Origin of the sequence: Sulfuricurvum sp. (genome assembly GCF_030691015.1) — a bacterium.
Taxonomy (GTDB): Bacteria; Campylobacterota; Campylobacteria; order Campylobacterales; family Sulfurimonadaceae; genus Sulfuricurvum.
In genome coordinates, this window is sequence record NZ_JAUYFF010000008.1 from 55,310 (window position 1) to 70,984 (window position 15,675).

15 protein-coding genes are annotated in these 15,675 nt (G+C 45.4%); 11 read left to right on the forward strand and 4 right to left on the reverse strand.

Translation table 11 applies throughout. The features are described from left to right. Positions 1-16 precede the first annotated feature (16 nt). From Q8O20_RS06655 to Q8O20_RS06670, 4 genes are all read left to right on the forward strand, one after another. Entirely contained in the window at positions 17-661 is a 645-nt protein-coding gene (locus Q8O20_RS06655) for an EF-hand domain-containing protein (protein WP_305530524.1), read from the forward strand. 61 nt (positions 662-722) lie between these two features. Then, the gene (locus Q8O20_RS06660; protein WP_305530525.1) at positions 723-1,391 is read left to right on the forward strand and encodes a response regulator transcription factor; all 669 of its coding nucleotides are present in this window, start codon (positions 723-725) and stop codon (positions 1,389-1,391) included. Then, entirely contained in the window at positions 1,384-2,643 is a 1,260-nt protein-coding gene (locus Q8O20_RS06665; RefSeq protein WP_305530526.1) for an ArsS family sensor histidine kinase, read from the forward strand. The genes Q8O20_RS06660 and Q8O20_RS06665 overlap by 8 nt, the downstream gene beginning before the upstream one ends. Continuing rightward, positions 2,644-3,420, forward strand: coding sequence for a hypothetical protein (locus Q8O20_RS06670; RefSeq protein ID WP_305530527.1), 777 nt, complete (start codon positions 2,644-2,646; stop codon positions 3,418-3,420). Between the two features lie 16 nt (positions 3,421-3,436). Here Q8O20_RS06670 and Q8O20_RS06675 read toward each other — a convergent pair whose 3' ends face one another. After that, positions 3,437-4,795 (reverse strand): class I SAM-dependent methyltransferase, encoded by a 1,359-nt coding sequence (locus Q8O20_RS06675; protein ID WP_305530528.1) that lies wholly within the window; start codon positions 4,793-4,795, stop codon positions 3,437-3,439. Positions 4,796-4,844: 49 nt separating this feature from the next. After that, positions 4,845-6,098, reverse strand: coding sequence for an arsenic transporter (locus Q8O20_RS06680; RefSeq protein WP_305530633.1), 1,254 nt, complete (start codon positions 6,096-6,098; stop codon positions 4,845-4,847). A gap of 100 nt (positions 6,099-6,198) precedes the next feature. Between Q8O20_RS06680 and Q8O20_RS06685 the strand changes: the two genes are divergently transcribed. The 5 genes from Q8O20_RS06685 to Q8O20_RS06705 are packed head-to-tail and all read left to right on the forward strand — an operon-like array spanning position 6,199 to position 8,378. Next, positions 6,199-6,522, forward strand: a complete 324-nt coding sequence (locus Q8O20_RS06685) for a metalloregulator ArsR/SmtB family transcription factor (RefSeq protein ID WP_305530529.1) — start codon at positions 6,199-6,201, stop codon at positions 6,520-6,522. Next, positions 6,519-6,923, forward strand: a complete 405-nt coding sequence (locus Q8O20_RS06690) for an arsenate reductase ArsC (RefSeq protein WP_304740415.1) — start codon at positions 6,519-6,521, stop codon at positions 6,921-6,923. Before Q8O20_RS06685 ends, Q8O20_RS06690 begins: the two co-directional genes overlap by 4 nt. A 2-nt stretch (positions 6,924-6,925) precedes the next feature. Further along, positions 6,926-7,876, forward strand: a complete 951-nt coding sequence (locus Q8O20_RS06695; RefSeq protein ID WP_305530530.1) for a permease — start codon at positions 6,926-6,928, stop codon at positions 7,874-7,876. Positions 7,877-7,884: 8 nt separating this feature from the next. Beyond that, complete coding sequence (locus Q8O20_RS06700) at positions 7,885-8,145, forward strand: hypothetical protein (RefSeq protein ID WP_305530531.1); 261 nt, start codon at positions 7,885-7,887, stop codon at positions 8,143-8,145. Then, positions 8,142-8,378 carry a thioredoxin family protein gene (locus Q8O20_RS06705; protein ID WP_305530532.1) on the forward strand — a complete coding sequence of 79 codons (237 nt, stop codon included), beginning with the start codon at positions 8,142-8,144 and terminating at the stop codon, positions 8,376-8,378. The genes Q8O20_RS06700 and Q8O20_RS06705 overlap by 4 nt, the downstream gene beginning before the upstream one ends. A 7-nt stretch (positions 8,379-8,385) precedes the next feature. Here the strand turns inward: Q8O20_RS06705 and Q8O20_RS06710 are convergent, their stop codons facing one another. Continuing rightward, complete coding sequence (locus Q8O20_RS06710; protein WP_305530533.1) at positions 8,386-9,981, reverse strand: cation:proton antiporter; 1,596 nt, start codon at positions 9,979-9,981, stop codon at positions 8,386-8,388. A 55-nt stretch (positions 9,982-10,036) separates the two neighbouring features. Further along, positions 10,037-11,530 carry a SulP family inorganic anion transporter gene (locus Q8O20_RS06715; protein WP_305530534.1) on the reverse strand — a complete coding sequence of 498 codons (1,494 nt, stop codon included), beginning with the start codon at positions 11,528-11,530 and terminating at the stop codon, positions 10,037-10,039. A gap of 342 nt (positions 11,531-11,872) precedes the next feature. Here Q8O20_RS06715 and nhaA point away from each other — a divergent pair, with 342 nt between their 5' ends. Both nhaA and Q8O20_RS06725 read left to right on the forward strand, forming a co-directional pair. Continuing rightward, on the forward strand, positions 11,873-13,039 hold the full coding sequence (gene nhaA / locus Q8O20_RS06720; protein ID WP_305530535.1) for a Na+/H+ antiporter NhaA: 1,167 nt from the start codon (positions 11,873-11,875) through the stop codon (positions 13,037-13,039). 108 nt (positions 13,040-13,147) lie between these two features. Continuing rightward, on the forward strand, positions 13,148-15,658 hold the full coding sequence (locus Q8O20_RS06725; protein ID WP_305530536.1) for a cation-transporting P-type ATPase: 2,511 nt from the start codon (positions 13,148-13,150) through the stop codon (positions 15,656-15,658). The last annotated feature ends 17 nt before the right edge of the window (positions 15,659-15,675 follow it).

A 15,675-nucleotide genomic window follows, 5' to 3' on the forward strand; every position in this document is an offset into this window, starting at 1 on the left:
TGATAAGGAGTCTCCCATGACAGTCGGAACGAATTACAGTTCATACACGTCATACGGTTCTTCGACCTCTTCAACTGAAAAAACGTCTAAACCGAATTTTGAAGAGATCGCGGCAGAGATGCTAAGCAGCATGGATACAGATGGTGACGGTTCTATTAGCTCCACTGAGTTTACTACTGCAGCTTCCAACAACTCAAATGCCGGCGATATCTTTTCTCTGCTCGATACCGACAGCAGCGGCAGTATGAGTACCGAAGAGTTTGTAACGGCACTTAAAAACATGAAGCCGCCTGAACAGTCTCAGGGGGAAAGTGAAGGGGGAATGCCACCTCCACCGTCTGGCGGAATGCCCCCTCCACCACCACCGAGTGAATCATCATCCTCTTCCTCAGAGAGTGAAAGCACAAATGAGATTTTCTCCGCACTCGATACCAATCAAGACGGAACGATCAGTTCTGAGGAGTTTATGGCACTGTTTGAAGAGAAATCTTCTGAGAGTACAACCGCTTCTACAGAAACGGCCTCAACTGCCTCGACAGAGACAGAAACCGATGACGCATTTAAAACGATGCGTAATGATATGCTTCAAAAAATTCTCTCCTACTATGGCAGTAATGCCTCTTCAAGCAACTCCACCTCCCTCTTAAGCATCAGTGCTTAAGCAAACATGCCCTATTGGGCATGTTACTTTTTATTTACTTACTCCCCGATATAATCGATTTATGATACAGGTTTTAATGATCGAAGATGATGTTGAGCTAGCACAGCTGTTACAATCACGCCTCTATAAAGATGAGATTGAGGTTACCATCGCCCCCACTCCGCTGGAGGGACTCACCCTTTTCCAAACAAAGCAGTTTGATCTTTTGGTACTTGATCTCTCACTCCCGCAGATGGACGGGATGGAGATTTGCCGCCTGATCCGCCAAGAGAGTGCCATCCCTATAATCATCTCCTCCGCACGCTCCGACATACGGGATAAAATGATGGGATTCTCACGCGGTGCGGATGATTATCTCCCCAAGCCTTACGATCCGCAAGAGCTTATATTTCGGATCGATGCCATTATGCGGCGTCTTCACCCCACACTCCCTAAAAAGTTTGCCCCTTTCGAAGTGGATGAGAACAGGCACGAGATTACCCGCCACGGCATACTCTTGCGCCTGACACAAGCCGAATACGATATCGTTTTATATATGATTAAAAAAGATCGCTACGCTATTTCACGCGAAGAGCTGCTGATGAATATCGGCTCGATTAAATTTGAGAGCAGTCTCAAAAGTATCGATGTCATTATGGGACGTATCCGCCAAAAAATCGGTGATGATCCCAAAAATCCCCATTACATAGTCTCGGTACGAGGTGTAGGATACAAATTTGTCAATGAATAATCACTCCATTATACGGCTAATTTCCCTCTTCTTTCTCCTCATTTTTGCCTTGATAAATGGGTTATTTTGGATTGCAGATCAACATTTCTCCAAAGAGCAGGAAGAGGACAGAATGAGACGTTTTGCTTTGGCGGAGCGGCTTATACATCATAAAAGCGGAAATTTTGATGCCGAACTGCGGCAGTTAATGATCGCTCCCTCATCTCTCTCACCCGATTTCCTCCGATCTCACGGAAAGAATATGGCGGAATTTCCCTTCGGAAAAATGCTCCGCTATAACGGTAACGTCTATTTTGTAAAATCATTGCCACCAAGATTTCCGTTTCCCCCTCCTCCGATGTTCGATCACGTTTTACCGCCTCCGCCTCCTATGGGTGATTTTTCTCCTATCGTCTTAGAAGACCTAAAAAAAGAATCGTCAATCAGTGTGTGGAGCGTTATGATCGTTATTGATATTCTTGTTTTGCTCTTTTTCGGCTTCATACTCAAAAAGCTCACTCCCCTGCACCGTCTCAAAAATGCCATCATCAATTTTAAAGAGGGGGATACCCATCTGGATGTGCCGATAGAGGGGAAAGACGAAATATCCCAAATCACACAGGAATTCAACCTCGCATTAGAGAAAATCGCGTCGATGAAAGAGGCACGTTCCCTTTTTCTGCGCAATATTTTGCATGAGCTTAAAACACCTATTATGAAAGGCTCTCTCACGACTGATTGCTTTGAAGCCTCTGAGAATCAAGAGAGGCTCAAGAGGATATTTAACCGTATGGATTATCTGCTCGGGGAATTTTCGAAAATGGAGCGTTTTAGCAGCGGAGAGATCAACATCAATGCCCGAGAGTATCGTTTCGTCGATATCCTCGATCATACCTGCGATATTTTAATGTGCGACAAAAAAAACATTACGATCAAAGGGGAAGATTCCGCCCTCCTTATCAACGTCGATTTTGAACTGTTTGCGATTGCATTGAAAAATCTTCTCGATAATGCCCTTAAATATTCCACTGCCAAACCGACGCTGATTATATTGTCCCAATCTATCGAAATATGCAGTGTCGGAGACCCCCTTAGTGAAGAAAACCGTCACTTTAGCAAACCGTTTAACCGCACCTATGAAAGTTCTATGACGGGGCTGGGGCTGGGGCTGTATATCACCCACTCGATCCTCGAAAAGCACGGATACAAGCTCGAATATCAGTACACGTCGGGGGTTAACTGTTTTCGGATACAATTAAAAAAAAGGTTTTAAATGTTACATCGAACTTTTTTGCACCTTACACTTTTTGGTGCGTTATCTCTATCAGCATCAGAATATAGCCTCTCTATAAGCGTTGATACCACCCGTTTTGATTATGCCGAAACAAGTAGAAGCGGCAATCTTCTCGATACCGAAACCAATGATTTCGGAGATATCGCAGGATTCGGGATCCGTTTAGAACCTCGTATGAACGGCTTTTACATCGGTGCTAATTACAGTGAGGGAGATACCGACTACATCGGCGGGACAACTATAAATCCTACATACGGCTCTCATCGTACCACCACCCAAAATACCGTTGTCGATTACACACTCGGTTACCAAGTCACCTCCATTCTCGACCAATACACGAAAATGCCGTTTCGCGCGGGTATAGGATATCGCGGATGGCTGAGAGATATCCGAAGCACTCAAAGTGTATCAGGATACGAGGAGCTGTATGAGTGGGGTTATATGAGTGTAGGATTAGGATTGCACACCCAATTTTCACCCGATGTTTTTATCGGAATCGATGCCGATTATCGCAAAGCCTTTAACGCCCAAATGTATGAAAATTTGCACGGCTATACGTTCGATCTCAAAAATGTCTATGGATACACCGTCTCGGTACCTATCGAGATAAAACTGGATCACGAATGGAGTGCTTTTGGACGTTACAGCTATGAGTACTGGAACATCGGAGCTTCTAACGTCATAAACACCTATTATGAACCCGACAGTGAAACCAAAAATCAGACCCTCTCGCTCGGAGTGAAATATTATTTTTAATGCAGTTTTGACACTGTTAGTACTTCGGTCTCAACACGAAAAAGCAATATTTATGCTCACTTCCACTCGGTGTACTATGTGTATCTTCGATAACATTGATAAGATCAAAACGGTCTCGGACGAGATTTTTCATCCGATCTTCATCGTATTGTCGAACCGGTAATGCACTGCAACTATCAGGACCATCTATCGCAAACGTACCGATAATAGCGTGCCCTTCAGGAGAGAGTGAACGGGAGAGAGTCTCTATATAGGCAAGTTGTTCCTCCTCTTTTTGAAGAAAATGAAATACCGCACGGTCATGCCATACATCAAAGAGCTTATCCGATGAAAAAGCACATACATCACTGACACGGTAGAGGGGAAGATCCGCAGATGCCCCAAGTCGTTTTTTGACAATTTCCAGTGCACTTTGGGAGATATCGAGAAGCATAATATCCCTATATCCTAAATCGATCAAAGTATCCGCCAAAGTAGAGACTCCGCATCCGACATCGATAAAAGCGTCTTTGGAAGTTGAGCCTATTTTCTGCAATAATAAGAGTGAAATCGAAGGCTCTTTTTGATACCAGCCGACTTTGCTCATATCCTTGGTCGTATAAACATTTTCCCAGTGGCGCTCTTTAACGTTCCCATAGCCCTTGGTCGCTCTAAAGGTTGAGCCCGCAGTGGTCGGAGCTGTCGTATAGTGGTTGGTTCCCGTCCACTCGATATTCATAAATCCCGCTTCACCCATCAATTCTATTAAAGCCTCCTTGGTGAGCGTCCCCTCCACGCAGTTAGCCCAGTCGCCTTGCGAAGAGGAACAACATGACGTTACGCAGCTACCTTCTGAAATATCGATCATATCGGCGAAATAGAGTTTCCCCTCAGGCTTTAGGACACGATAAATCTCTTCGAATACTTTTGGCTTGGAGGATGCGAGATTGATCGCACCGTTAGAGATGACGATATCGACGCTTTCATTTTCAATGGGGAGATTTTCGAGATTCCCTTCTACGACTTCGACATTGTTTAAACCTGCCTCTTTAGCGTGACGACTTGCGGTTTCGACCATCAACGGCGTAATATCGACACCGATAGCCTTTCCACCCTCACCCACCAGCAATGCCGCGACACACAAATCGACACCCGCACCGCTCCCTAAATCAAGGATGCTCGCCCCCTCAGGGAATTCTCCAAGCTCGAACGGATTGCCGACCGCGGCACAATAATCCCACATAGCCGTGGGGAGTTTCTCGATCCACTCCTCTTTATAGCCGTGGTTTCGGGCATTTTTCACCCCTTTGTCCCATCCGAAATCTTTATCGGGGTTTTGAGCAAGATCGCTGTAAAGTGTGATGATCCCTTGTAGTGCGCATTGAGATGAAGCCATTGTGATCCTAACGGTAAAAAAGTTTGCTATTTTACTGAATAATTACTTTTTATAATAGCCCTATTAACGCCACCAACAACACCGGTGGCGTAATCGCGAGCCCCACTTTCATATACTCGCCCCATCCGATCTTAACCCCTTTTTGCGCCAAAACATGGAGCCAAAGCAACGTGGCGAGTGATCCGATCGGGGTCATTTTTGGCCCGAGGTTACATCCGATGATATTGGCATAAGCGAGCGCGCTGTTCCCCGCTTCGGCAATCGCGATGTCCATAATCATAACGGTCGGCATGTTGTTCATGACTGAGCTGAGGATGGCGGAGAGAAAGCCTGTACCGATGACGGCATAGACGTTCCCCATACTCTGAAGCTCCATAATCACCCCTGCGAGATAGGTCGTCAGGCCGCCGTTTTTAAGACCGTAGACGACGACGTAAAGACCGATACTAAACCACACCACCTGCCACGGTGCCGCTTTGATCGTGAGAAGCGGTTTCGTCGCTTTGAAATACGTCGCAATCGCTAAAAATACCAAAGCACCGCCGAGGGCAAATACCGAGATAGGGAGATGATACGCATCCCCGATGAAATAGCCGACCATCAGTAATCCCAAAAACCACCAGCTGAGGCGGAACATCGTCATATTCTTGATCGCCGATTCAGGAGTGGCGAGGTGGTCGACATCGATATGACTCGGAATGTCTTTGCGGAAAAACAACCACAACACGACGATCGAGGCGATGATACTGAGGAGATTCGGGAGAAACATCGTCCGTGCGTATTCCCAAAAACCTATTTGGAAGTATCCTGCCGTCACAATGTTGGTGAGGTTAGAGATGACGAGAGGATTGGACGCACTGTCACCGATAAATCCCCCCGCCATCAAAAAAGCAAACATCGCGACGGGATTGAGTTTCAGATATTTCATCTTGGCCAAAATGATCGGGGTGAGGATCAGCGCCGCCCCGTCGTTTGCGAAAAAAGCCGCTACCAGTGCACCGAGGATCATCATATAGATAAACATCAAATTCCCGTTTCCTTTGGACAACCGAACCATCTTCAATGCCGCCCATTCGAAAAATCCGATCTCATCAAGCACCATCGATAGAATGATAATGCCAATAAACGCAAGTGTTGCATCCCATACGATCGATGTTACTGTCCACACATCCTGAGGGCTTACCACACCGAGAATCACCGCTACCACTGCACCGACTACTGCTGTCGTTCCGATCTGCAATCCGCGCGGTTGCCAAATAATAAAAAGAAGGGTAACTAAAAAGAGCGAAACCGCTAAAATCATAGTGTTCTCCAAAAACAGATAGAGAAATTGTATCATAATATCAATATATCTTGATATATTATTTTTATTTTGTTACACTTTCATAAATCGGAGGGTACGCATGGATATTTTTTTAGAAACCGTATCGGCACTTAACGATGAAACCCGTATCAAACTCCTCGCTTTTTTGGATAAGCACGGTCCGCTGTGCGTCTGTGATCTCCAAGAGAGCTTTGGGATGATCCAATCACGTCTTTCGCGTCATTTGAAAATCCTCAAAGAGGGAGGGTTTTTACGGGTGGATCGGTGTGGTACGTGGGCTTATTATTCTTTGCGTTCTCCGCTGGATCGTTTCCGTGGTGAAGCGCTGGCTGAAATCCGTTGTTTGGAAATTGAACTTCCCCCATTACAAAAATTATCAGAAACTGGAGAGTGTAAATTATGAAAAATGTTCTTATCCTCTGTACCGGCAACAGCTGCCGATCCATTATGGGTGAAGCCCTTATCAATGCGAAAATGGGAGATTGCGTATTTGCGCAAAGCTCAGGGGTGAAAGCCAGCGGTAAAGTAAACCCGAATGCACAAGCCCTTCTCGAAGAGAAAGGATACTGGAGAGAAGAGTACCACTCCAAAGTTATCGATACCGTTATCGATACTCCGTTCGATCTCGTTGTCACCGTTTGCGATCATGCGCATGAGACCTGCCCGATGTTTCCAAAGGCCGTTAAAACGATCCATGTAGCATTTGAAGATCCAAGCGGCAAAGAAGTGGAAGAGTATGCTAAAACATTAGCACTTATCGAAGAGACCCTCTTGCCGATCATCCAATCCGAGTTGTGTGACTGATTATGTGGCAGGAGAGCGTCAACGTCCTCGTCTATGAATGGCTGAAAATGCCGCAAGGGGAGAAACTCTCCGATGCTCTCAACTTTTTTATCTACGATACGGTAAAAATCCTCTTTCTCCTCACCACGATTATTTACGCGGTAACCCTTCTACGCTCGTACTTCTCTACTGAAAAAGTACGGGAGTATCTCAGTAAAAAACATGAATATACGGGGAATGTCCTCGCCGCGCTGTTTGGGATTATCACCCCGTTTTGCTCGTGTTCGGCGATTCCCCTCTTTTTAGGTTTTTTACAAGCACGGATACCGCTTGGAGTGACATTTAGCTATCTGATATCCGCACCGTTGAACAACGAAATCGCCATTGCGATGCTGCTCACTATGTTCGGATGGAAAGTGGCGGCGTTGTATATCGGATTCGGTCTTCTCGTCGCTATTATCGGCGGGATCGTTATCGGCAGAATGGGGTTGGAGAAAGAGATTCTCATAGAAGTTAAGCCGATTGAGGGGGAGATTCACGCCGAAAATCAGGTGATAGCGTTTAAAACACGTTTGAGTGATGCTTGGGATTACACCTTCGATATCCTCCGTAAAATTTGGCTCTATATATTGATCGGTGTCGGTGCGGGTGCCTTTATCCACGGCTATGTCCCGACCGAGTTTATCACCTCTATCGCAGGGGCGGATAATCCATTTGCCGTTCCTCTCGCGACACTCTTAGGGGTTCCGATGTATTCCAACGCCGCAGGGGTTATGCCGCTTATCGAAGTGCTCACTTCCAAAGGGATGCTAATGGGGACGGCATTGTCGTTTATGATGGCCATCACCGCCCTCTCCCTCCCCGAAGCGATGATACTTAAGCGGATTATGAGCCTCAAACTCATCGCCATCTTTTTCGGTACCGTAACGCTGGGGATTATGGGCGTCGGATATCTGTTTAATGCCATTTTATAGGAGATAATATGAAAATCGAAATGATGAACCACACAGGTGGAGTCAAAGCCTTTCTCGGTGGATTTAGTACCGAAGAGCTAAGTGCGAAAATCGAAGCGTGCCAGAGCGGTCAATGTGAGTGTGCATGTGATCCCGCGATCATGCAAAAAATCGAGGGAATTGAACTCTCAACAGTCGAAGGCGGCTCTACCATTACGATTACGGGTGATGTCAATGCTGAAACCTTGGCACCAATGATGCAAGAGTGTCTTATAGGAGGAAAAGAATGAAAATCGAAATTTTAGGGACGGGATGTGCGAAATGCAAAGCCCTCGAAGAGGCGACAAAACAAGCGGTGGCACTTAGCGGTAAATTCGCTCAAATCGAAAAAGTCGAAGACATTATGAAGATCATGGAATACAATGTCATAAGCACCCCAGGACTCGTTATCGACGGTAAAGTCGTGAGTACCGGAAAACTCATCAGTGTCGCCGAAATCGTCGATTTAATCAAAGCACACTAAAGGATCATTACTCAATAATAAGCTGAGATACCTGCTGGCTCATCACCTGATTTTCGATGATGATGTTGGTGATACCGAGTTCGGCAATAATGTTTTTTTCGTGTTGCGTATGTACTTTGACAATAATTTTAGAGTTGTCGACAAACTGCTCTATGGTCTGGCATACGTGATAGAGTTTTGCGGGATTGTCGATAGCGACGATAACGTATTTTGCGAACTTGATATTGGCTTTTTTTAACACCTCTTTTTTGAGTGCATTACCGAAAATAGCGGGTTCCCCCATCTTCTGAATCTCGTGAAACGTGTTGATATTATTTTCGATCGCAAGATAGAATTCACCTTTTTCTTTGAGGGCTACGGCAACGTTGCGTCCAAACTCTCCAAAGCCTAAAATAATCGTGTGGTCTTTTAACTCATCCGAAAAGAATTCATTGGAAATGTTTTCATCCTCTTTTTTTATGAACATATCCGTTAATGGCGTTAAATGTTTCAAAATAAGAGGGGTAATGATCATGGATAAGACAATGGTCGCAATCAACACTTGGCTGTAGGGCTGTGCAATCAGATCGTTTGATCGCGCCAGCTCCAAAATCGCCAGTGAAAATTCTCCTATCTGTATAAGGCTGAGGGCTGTTTTAAGGCTGACTCTTTTACTTTCGTTGAGTCGTACAAGAGCGAAAATGATGATGAATTTTAACACCATAACGCCGATCAAAAGCCATACGATGATATGCCATTGAGCGATAAGGAGGAAAAAATCTATCTGCATCCCTACCGTGATAAAAAAGATCCCGAGCAGTAAATCCCGAAAAGGGATCAGATCGGCTTCTGCTTGATGTTTGTATTTGGTTTCGGCGATGAGCATACCTGCGATAAAAGCACCCAGAGAGTACGAAAACCCTAGGATATGGGCTAAATACGATGCCCCGATAGCCAAAAACAGAACGCTTCCGACAAAAAGCTCATCCGAGTTTGTTTTTAGGATTTGGGTTAAAAAAGGCTCCAATATATGCTTTCCGAATACCCATAAAAATGCCAACAAAATCACGGCACTGATAGCCATATCCTGCAATGCGGAGGATATATCATGAGCGCTGCTGCTCATAAATCCGATGATAAGCAAAATCGGAATAACGGCGATATCCTGCATAATTAAAATTCCCAGTGATCGCTGTCCATGTCGGCGGTTTATCTCACCGCTTTCGTTTAAAAGTTTGAGAACAATAGCGGTCGAGGAGAGGGCAATGACAAGAGAGATAATAAAGGATGAGTTTTGATCGAGTTTCAAGCCGTAATGGGCAACAAGATACACGATCGTGGAAGTGAGAAGAATCTGCAATGTCCCCGTTACAAATACCTCATGTTTCATCCGTTTCAAGTGCGCCAGAGAGAACTCAAGTCCGATGGTGAACATCAAAAAGACAACCCCAAACTCGGCAATCTCTTTGAGATCGTGATTACTGACGGCATGATGAAGATCAAAGATATAGGCTATAGCCGTACCGGTAAAAATATACCCGATGATCGTAGGGAGATGAATTTTTCGGACAAAAATATTGATAAGGAGCGACAATAGCAATGTGGTTACAATAATCGTTAACATTCTATCTCTGCCCTTAATTTTTTTAGCTTATTGTAACGCAAATATAAGAATGTTATTAATGTCCACCCATCACTTTTTCAATTTCAGAGGGCTTATCGTGAATACCGAAGCGGTCAATGATGGTGCGGGTTGCTTCGTTTTGTCCGATTACCTCGACTTCTTTGCCCATATTACGCAGTTTTATCACCGCTTTATCGAGGGCGTAGACAGCCGTAATATCCCAAAAGTGGGCACGGGTAACATCAATAATGACATTTTTGACATCCTCTTTGTAATCGAACGCATCGGCAAAACGATCCGCTGAGTTAAAGAAAATCTGCCCGATGAATTTATAGACACGGGTACTGCTTGTCTCTTCGAATGATTTATCCCAATACATAAAATGGCTGATTTTATTGGCAAAAAATAACGATGCGAGAAGTACCCCCGTAAAGACACCGAGGGCAAGATTATGGGTTCCGACAACGACAAATACGGTGGAGAGCATCACAATATTGGTCGAAAGAGGCAAGGTTTTCAACCCTTTGATCGAATCCCAGTTAAACGTGCCGATGGAGACCATAATCATCACCGCAACAAGTGCCGCCATCGGAATAATTTTGATCAAATCCGACATAAATACAACCATAATAAGCAACAGAACTCCTGCAATCAACGTCGAGAGTCGCCCTCGCCCTCCTGATTTTATATTGATAACCGACTGTCCGATCATCGCACATCCTGCCATCCCCCCCATACATCCGCTGGCGATATTCGCAATCCCCTGCCCTTTGGCTTCTCGGTTTTTATCGCTGTCGGTATCGGTCATATCATCGATAATCGTTGCCGTCATAAACGATTCCAACAGCCCTACCGCCGCCAATGCCACAGAGTACGGAAAAATAATTGCCAACGTATCAAAATTCAAAGGAACATCCGGCCAGAGAAAAAGAGGAAGCGTATCAGGAAGTTGCCCCATGTCGCCGACCGTGCGAACATCAATCCCCATTGCCACAACGACAAGGGTGAGAACGACAATCGTCACGAGCGGTGAGGGAACAAGCTTTCCGATTGTAGGGATATAGGGAAACAAATAAATGATCCCCAGCCCCGCCACCGTTAGAGCATAGACGTGCCATGTAACATTGGTGAGTTCAGGGAGTTGCGCCATAAAAATCAAAATCGCCAATGCGTTTACAAATCCAATCACGACGGTACGGGAAACGAAACTCATCAATACGCCGAGTTTGATATACCCAGCAAATATCTGCAATACCCCCGTCAATAATGTTGCCGCCATCAAATACTGCAATCCGTGCTCTTTTACGAGCGTTACCATGAGCAATGCCATAGCCCCCGTCGCGGCGGAAATCATCCCCGCACGACCACCGACAAACGCGATGACCGTAGCGATACAAAACGAAGCGTACAGCCCCACTTTCGGATCAACCCCAGCGATAATCGAAAACGCAATCGCTTCGGGGATAAGAGCGAGAGCAACCACGATTCCGGCGAGAATATCGCCGCGCATGTTGCCGAACCACTCTTGTTTTGATGATAAAATCAGCATAGTAGCTCCTAAAAATATTTTATGTGTACCCTTCAATTACCGCTCTAAGCGACACGAAGCAAAGTGCTTTTAATACGAAAATAGGATTTCGGAAAGTGCAACAAAAACATGAAGATTTTCACAGTAAGTGAGAGAATTTTACTTAAAAGTGACTTACACCCGCATTAGCTTTCGTTTGAACGAGACGTTATCCAACTGTTTACTAAACAATTTTATACTTAGACTTCATTGGTAAAACTCCTTAAAAGAAGTTCTTCTCTTATTCAGCAGCTAAAGAGAAGAATTATTCTGACTTCTTAACATTCACTCAAAAACGAATCTTTTTTACTTCCAAGGGAAAATATGATCAGAACCTCACTATTGAATTTTTTTAAACTCGAATCGGCTACCGGTATATTATTGGTTATAGCTACCGTATTTGCAATGATAATGGCAAATACCTCTCTTCAATCGTATTACGCTTCTCTTACCGCAATTCCTGTTGTCGTCAGCTTCGGGTCGCTTGTTATAGCTAAACCCCTCCTGCTTTGGATTAATGATGGGCTAATGGCCATTTTTTTCTTTATGATCGGACTTGAAATCAAACGAGAACTGATCGAAGGTTCACTCCGTGACCCCAAAGCGATTACCGTTCCGGCTTTTGCCGCGTTAGGTGGGATGCTTGTCCCCGCAATGATATATGCATGGTTCAACTGGAATGATCCTGTTGCCATTCAAGGATGGGCAATACCATCAGCTACCGATATCGCGTTTGCATTAGGAATCCTCACCCTTTTAGGGGATCGTGTCCCCAAAGGGCTGAAACTTTTTTTACTGGCACTCGCCATCATTGATGATCTAGGTGCCATCATAATCATTGCACTGTTTTATACGGCTGATCTTTCGACAACATCACTCACTATCGCAGCTTCGATGATCGCACTTTTAGCTCTGATGAACCTTCGAGGAGTCATTAATCATACTGCTTATATCCTAGTTGGCATCGTCTTGTGGACAGCGGTGTTAAAATCAGGGGTTCACGCTACCTTGGCAGGGGTTGTCCTCGGACTGCTAATTCCCCTGAAAAACAACCAAGCCTCTTTTCACGCACTCGAACATTCACTGCATGTTCCCGTCAACTATGTAATCCTCCCTCTATTTGCGTTTGTTAATACAGGGATTGGATTTTCCAATATATCGGCAAAAGATTTTTATGACAATGTCACTCTTGGTATCGCATTAGGGCTTTTCTTCGGAAAACAGGTGGGAGTATTTCTCTTCAGTATTTTGGCGGTGTGGATGGGATTTGGCACATTACCGCAAGGGGTAAATTGGAAGCTTCTTTACGGAGTTTCAATTCTCAGCGGAATCGGATTTACGATGTCATTATTTATCGGATCACTAGCATTTGAAGAAGCCAGAGCAAGCGATATAGTGTTAACTGATGAGCGTTTAGGAATCTTGATGGGATCGATGATATCCGGTCTAATCGGATACATTGTGTTACGATTTTTTTTAAAAAAAAGCTAACTACAATGCTGATACAAGGGATACAAGAAAGAAGAGACTTGCAGTATTTAAAGTATGCTATTATATACAAAGGTTGGTTTAATATATAGCGAGAGAGAGGGTGCGTATATGCAGATTCCTGATTCACCATGGTCAAAACCCATTGATTCACTTTTAGAGGAATTAGAAAGCTCACGTGAGGGGCTTGACGCCAACGAAGCGGAAAATCGCTATACACAATTCGGCTCCAATTCCCTTATGGTAGAAGAGCGCTCCAAGCTCACCATGTTGATATCTCAATTTGCCAGCCCCATTGTTATCATTCTTATCGTTGCGGGGATAATCAGTTTTGTAATGGATCATACCAAAGACGCCATTATCATCCTAGCTATCCTCATCATCAATGCACTGCTGGGATTTTATCAGGAGCTTAAAGCCGAAACCTCTATTCGTGCACTCCAGCGACTAACCGAAAATCATGTGCGGGTATTGCGCAGCGGGATTGAGACGCTCCTCCCCTCTCATCAACTCGTCCCCGGCGATATCATCTTACTCGGCGAAGGAGATCTTGTCCCTGCCGATGCACGATTGATAGAATCGCACGCTCTGCAAGTGGATGAAGCGGTACTCACCGGTGAATCACTCCCATCCGATAAATCAGCCGACTCGGATGTCAACCCCGAAGCCCCTATGTATGAACGCCATAACTCACTCTATTCGGGAACCTCCATTTTACGCGGGAAAACAACCGCACTCGTGTGTGCAACGGCCTCTTCGACCGAAATGGCAAAAATTGCGGAAGCGGCACAAAAGATCTCCCCAGAATCTCCATTGACCCGTTCAATGCGCCATTTTTCAAAACAGCTGCTTATCGCTATTGTCCTTATTTTGTTCATTCTCGGTGCCTTTGCAATTGCCCAAGGACGCAGTATCGATGAGATGATCTCCTTTCTCCTCGCTCAACTCGTCTCCGCAGTCCCAGAAGGACTTCCGATCGTTATCACCCTCATTTTAGCGATAGGCGCGTATCGTCTCAGCCAGCATAAAATTCTGGTACGTCATCTCCCCTCCGTCGAATCGCTCGGAAGTACCACCGTTATCGCCACCGATAAAACCGGAACCATTACCGAGGGAATTCTCTCCGTTAAAAAGACGATGATACTCGATGAAGAAGAACTTTTACGTTGTGCGGCACTCTGCAACGATTCCTACGATGAAAAAGGGGACGGTATCGATGTCGCCCTCGCAAAGTGGCTCGGAGAGAATTTTCAGATTTATCAGAAGCAGTTTGAACGGCTCTACTATCACCCCTTTGATCCCATAACGAGAATGATGGGGACGATCAACCGTATCGATTCAGCTGAAAAACTCTATCTCAAAGGAGCCTACGAAGCCCTCCTCCCCCTTGCCCAAAATTCCCCTGCCGAACTCCAACAACTCAAGGATTCCCACGATAGTATGGCCTCCAAAGGGCTACGCGTTTTAGCCTTCGGTGTGAGCGATCAACACTGGGAAGATCCCATTCATGCACCGACACGTATTGTAGGACTTATCGCATTTGCCGATCGTCCCAAAGCGGATGCCGCAGAGGCGATAAAATTAGCCAAACGTGCCGGGATACGCCTCATCATGATCACCGGAGACAACCCCATCACCGCCGAAGTGATCGCCTCTGAAGTGGGATTGAACCATGCCGGACAAAAGATTCTCACAGGAGCGGAAATCGATACCCTCAGTGATGAGGATCTAACGAAGCGTTTGAAACAGACGGGGGTGATAGCCCGCGCTATGCCGGAGCACAAATACAGAATCGTCCAACTACTCCAAAAACAAGGCGATATTGTTGCCGTCACAGGAGATGGGGTAAACGATGTCCCTGCCCTCAAAGCGGCCGATTTGGGAATCGCTATGGGTAACGGAAGTGAAGCGGCGAAAGCCTCGTCAAAAATGGTACTCGTCGATAACAATCTAGGGGTCATCGTCGATGCGATCCGCCAAGGACGTGTTATCACTGATAATCTCCGAAAGGTCCTCTTTTATCTCCTCTCCACCTCTTTAGGAGAGATCATCCTCATCAGCATGGCCATTTTGATGGCATTGCCACTCCCCCTACACCCGACCCAAATACTGTGGGTCAATATCGTCACCGATGGAATGTGTGATAAAACCTTTGCGATGTGCGACGAAGAGGAAGATGTGATGAAACGTCCTCTCAGACCTACAAGAATGCAGTTTTTTGATACACCGATGCTTTTTCGGCTGGGATGGTTTGCCCTCGTCACGGCCACCGTCACCATGGGATTATTCATCTACCTTCACACCCATAACTACCCTTATGAGTCTATCCTCAGTGCTACTTTTACCACCGTTGTAGCTGCCCAATGGCTCACTGCCGTTTTAGCCCAAAAAGAGTCTGAGCCATTTTTGAAGAATATCCGCCGCAGCCTTACTATCAACCCTTGGCTCTGGGTCGGAATATCGCTCGGGATACTTCTGCAAACCATCGCCCTCTATCTTTTACCGGAATGGTTCCATGTCGTACCACCTAGTGGAGAAATTCTCGGCTATGTCGCTATTGCACTGATCACTATTTTTATTTTGGATGAGGGGTATAAATGGGTGGAATACGCTAAGAAGTGATAATCTCTTCCCCTCTA

Bases quoted from the DNA above. Each gene is read 5' to 3' on its own strand.
- Q8O20_RS06655 (WP_305530524.1), top strand. From the start codon at position 17: ATGACAGTCGGAACGAATTACAGTTCATACACGTCATACGGTTCTTCG.
- Q8O20_RS06660 (WP_305530525.1), top strand. From the start codon at position 723: ATGATACAGGTTTTAATGATCGAAGATGATGTTGAGCTAGCACAGCTG.
- Q8O20_RS06665 (WP_305530526.1), top strand. From the start codon at position 1,384: ATGAATAATCACTCCATTATACGGCTAATTTCCCTCTTCTTTCTCCTC.
- Q8O20_RS06670 (WP_305530527.1), top strand. From the start codon at position 2,644: ATGTTACATCGAACTTTTTTGCACCTTACACTTTTTGGTGCGTTATCT.
- Q8O20_RS06675 (WP_305530528.1), bottom strand. From the start codon at position 4,795: ATGGCTTCATCTCAATGCGCACTACAAGGGATCATCACACTTTACAGC.
- Q8O20_RS06680 (WP_305530633.1), bottom strand. From the start codon at position 6,098: ATGATTTTAGCGGTTTCGCTCTTTTTAGTTACCCTTCTTTTTATTATT.
- Q8O20_RS06685 (WP_305530529.1), top strand. From the start codon at position 6,199: ATGGATATTTTTTTAGAAACCGTATCGGCACTTAACGATGAAACCCGT.
- Q8O20_RS06690 (WP_304740415.1), top strand. From the start codon at position 6,519: ATGAAAAATGTTCTTATCCTCTGTACCGGCAACAGCTGCCGATCCATT.
- Q8O20_RS06695 (WP_305530530.1), top strand. From the start codon at position 6,926: ATGTGGCAGGAGAGCGTCAACGTCCTCGTCTATGAATGGCTGAAAATG.
- Q8O20_RS06700 (WP_305530531.1), top strand. From the start codon at position 7,885: ATGAAAATCGAAATGATGAACCACACAGGTGGAGTCAAAGCCTTTCTC.
- Q8O20_RS06705 (WP_305530532.1), top strand. From the start codon at position 8,142: ATGAAAATCGAAATTTTAGGGACGGGATGTGCGAAATGCAAAGCCCTC.
- Q8O20_RS06710 (WP_305530533.1), bottom strand. From the start codon at position 9,981: ATGTTAACGATTATTGTAACCACATTGCTATTGTCGCTCCTTATCAAT.
- Q8O20_RS06715 (WP_305530534.1), bottom strand. From the start codon at position 11,530: ATGCTGATTTTATCATCAAAACAAGAGTGGTTCGGCAACATGCGCGGC.
- nhaA (WP_305530535.1), top strand. From the start codon at position 11,873: ATGATCAGAACCTCACTATTGAATTTTTTTAAACTCGAATCGGCTACC.
- Q8O20_RS06725 (WP_305530536.1), top strand. From the start codon at position 13,148: ATGCAGATTCCTGATTCACCATGGTCAAAACCCATTGATTCACTTTTA.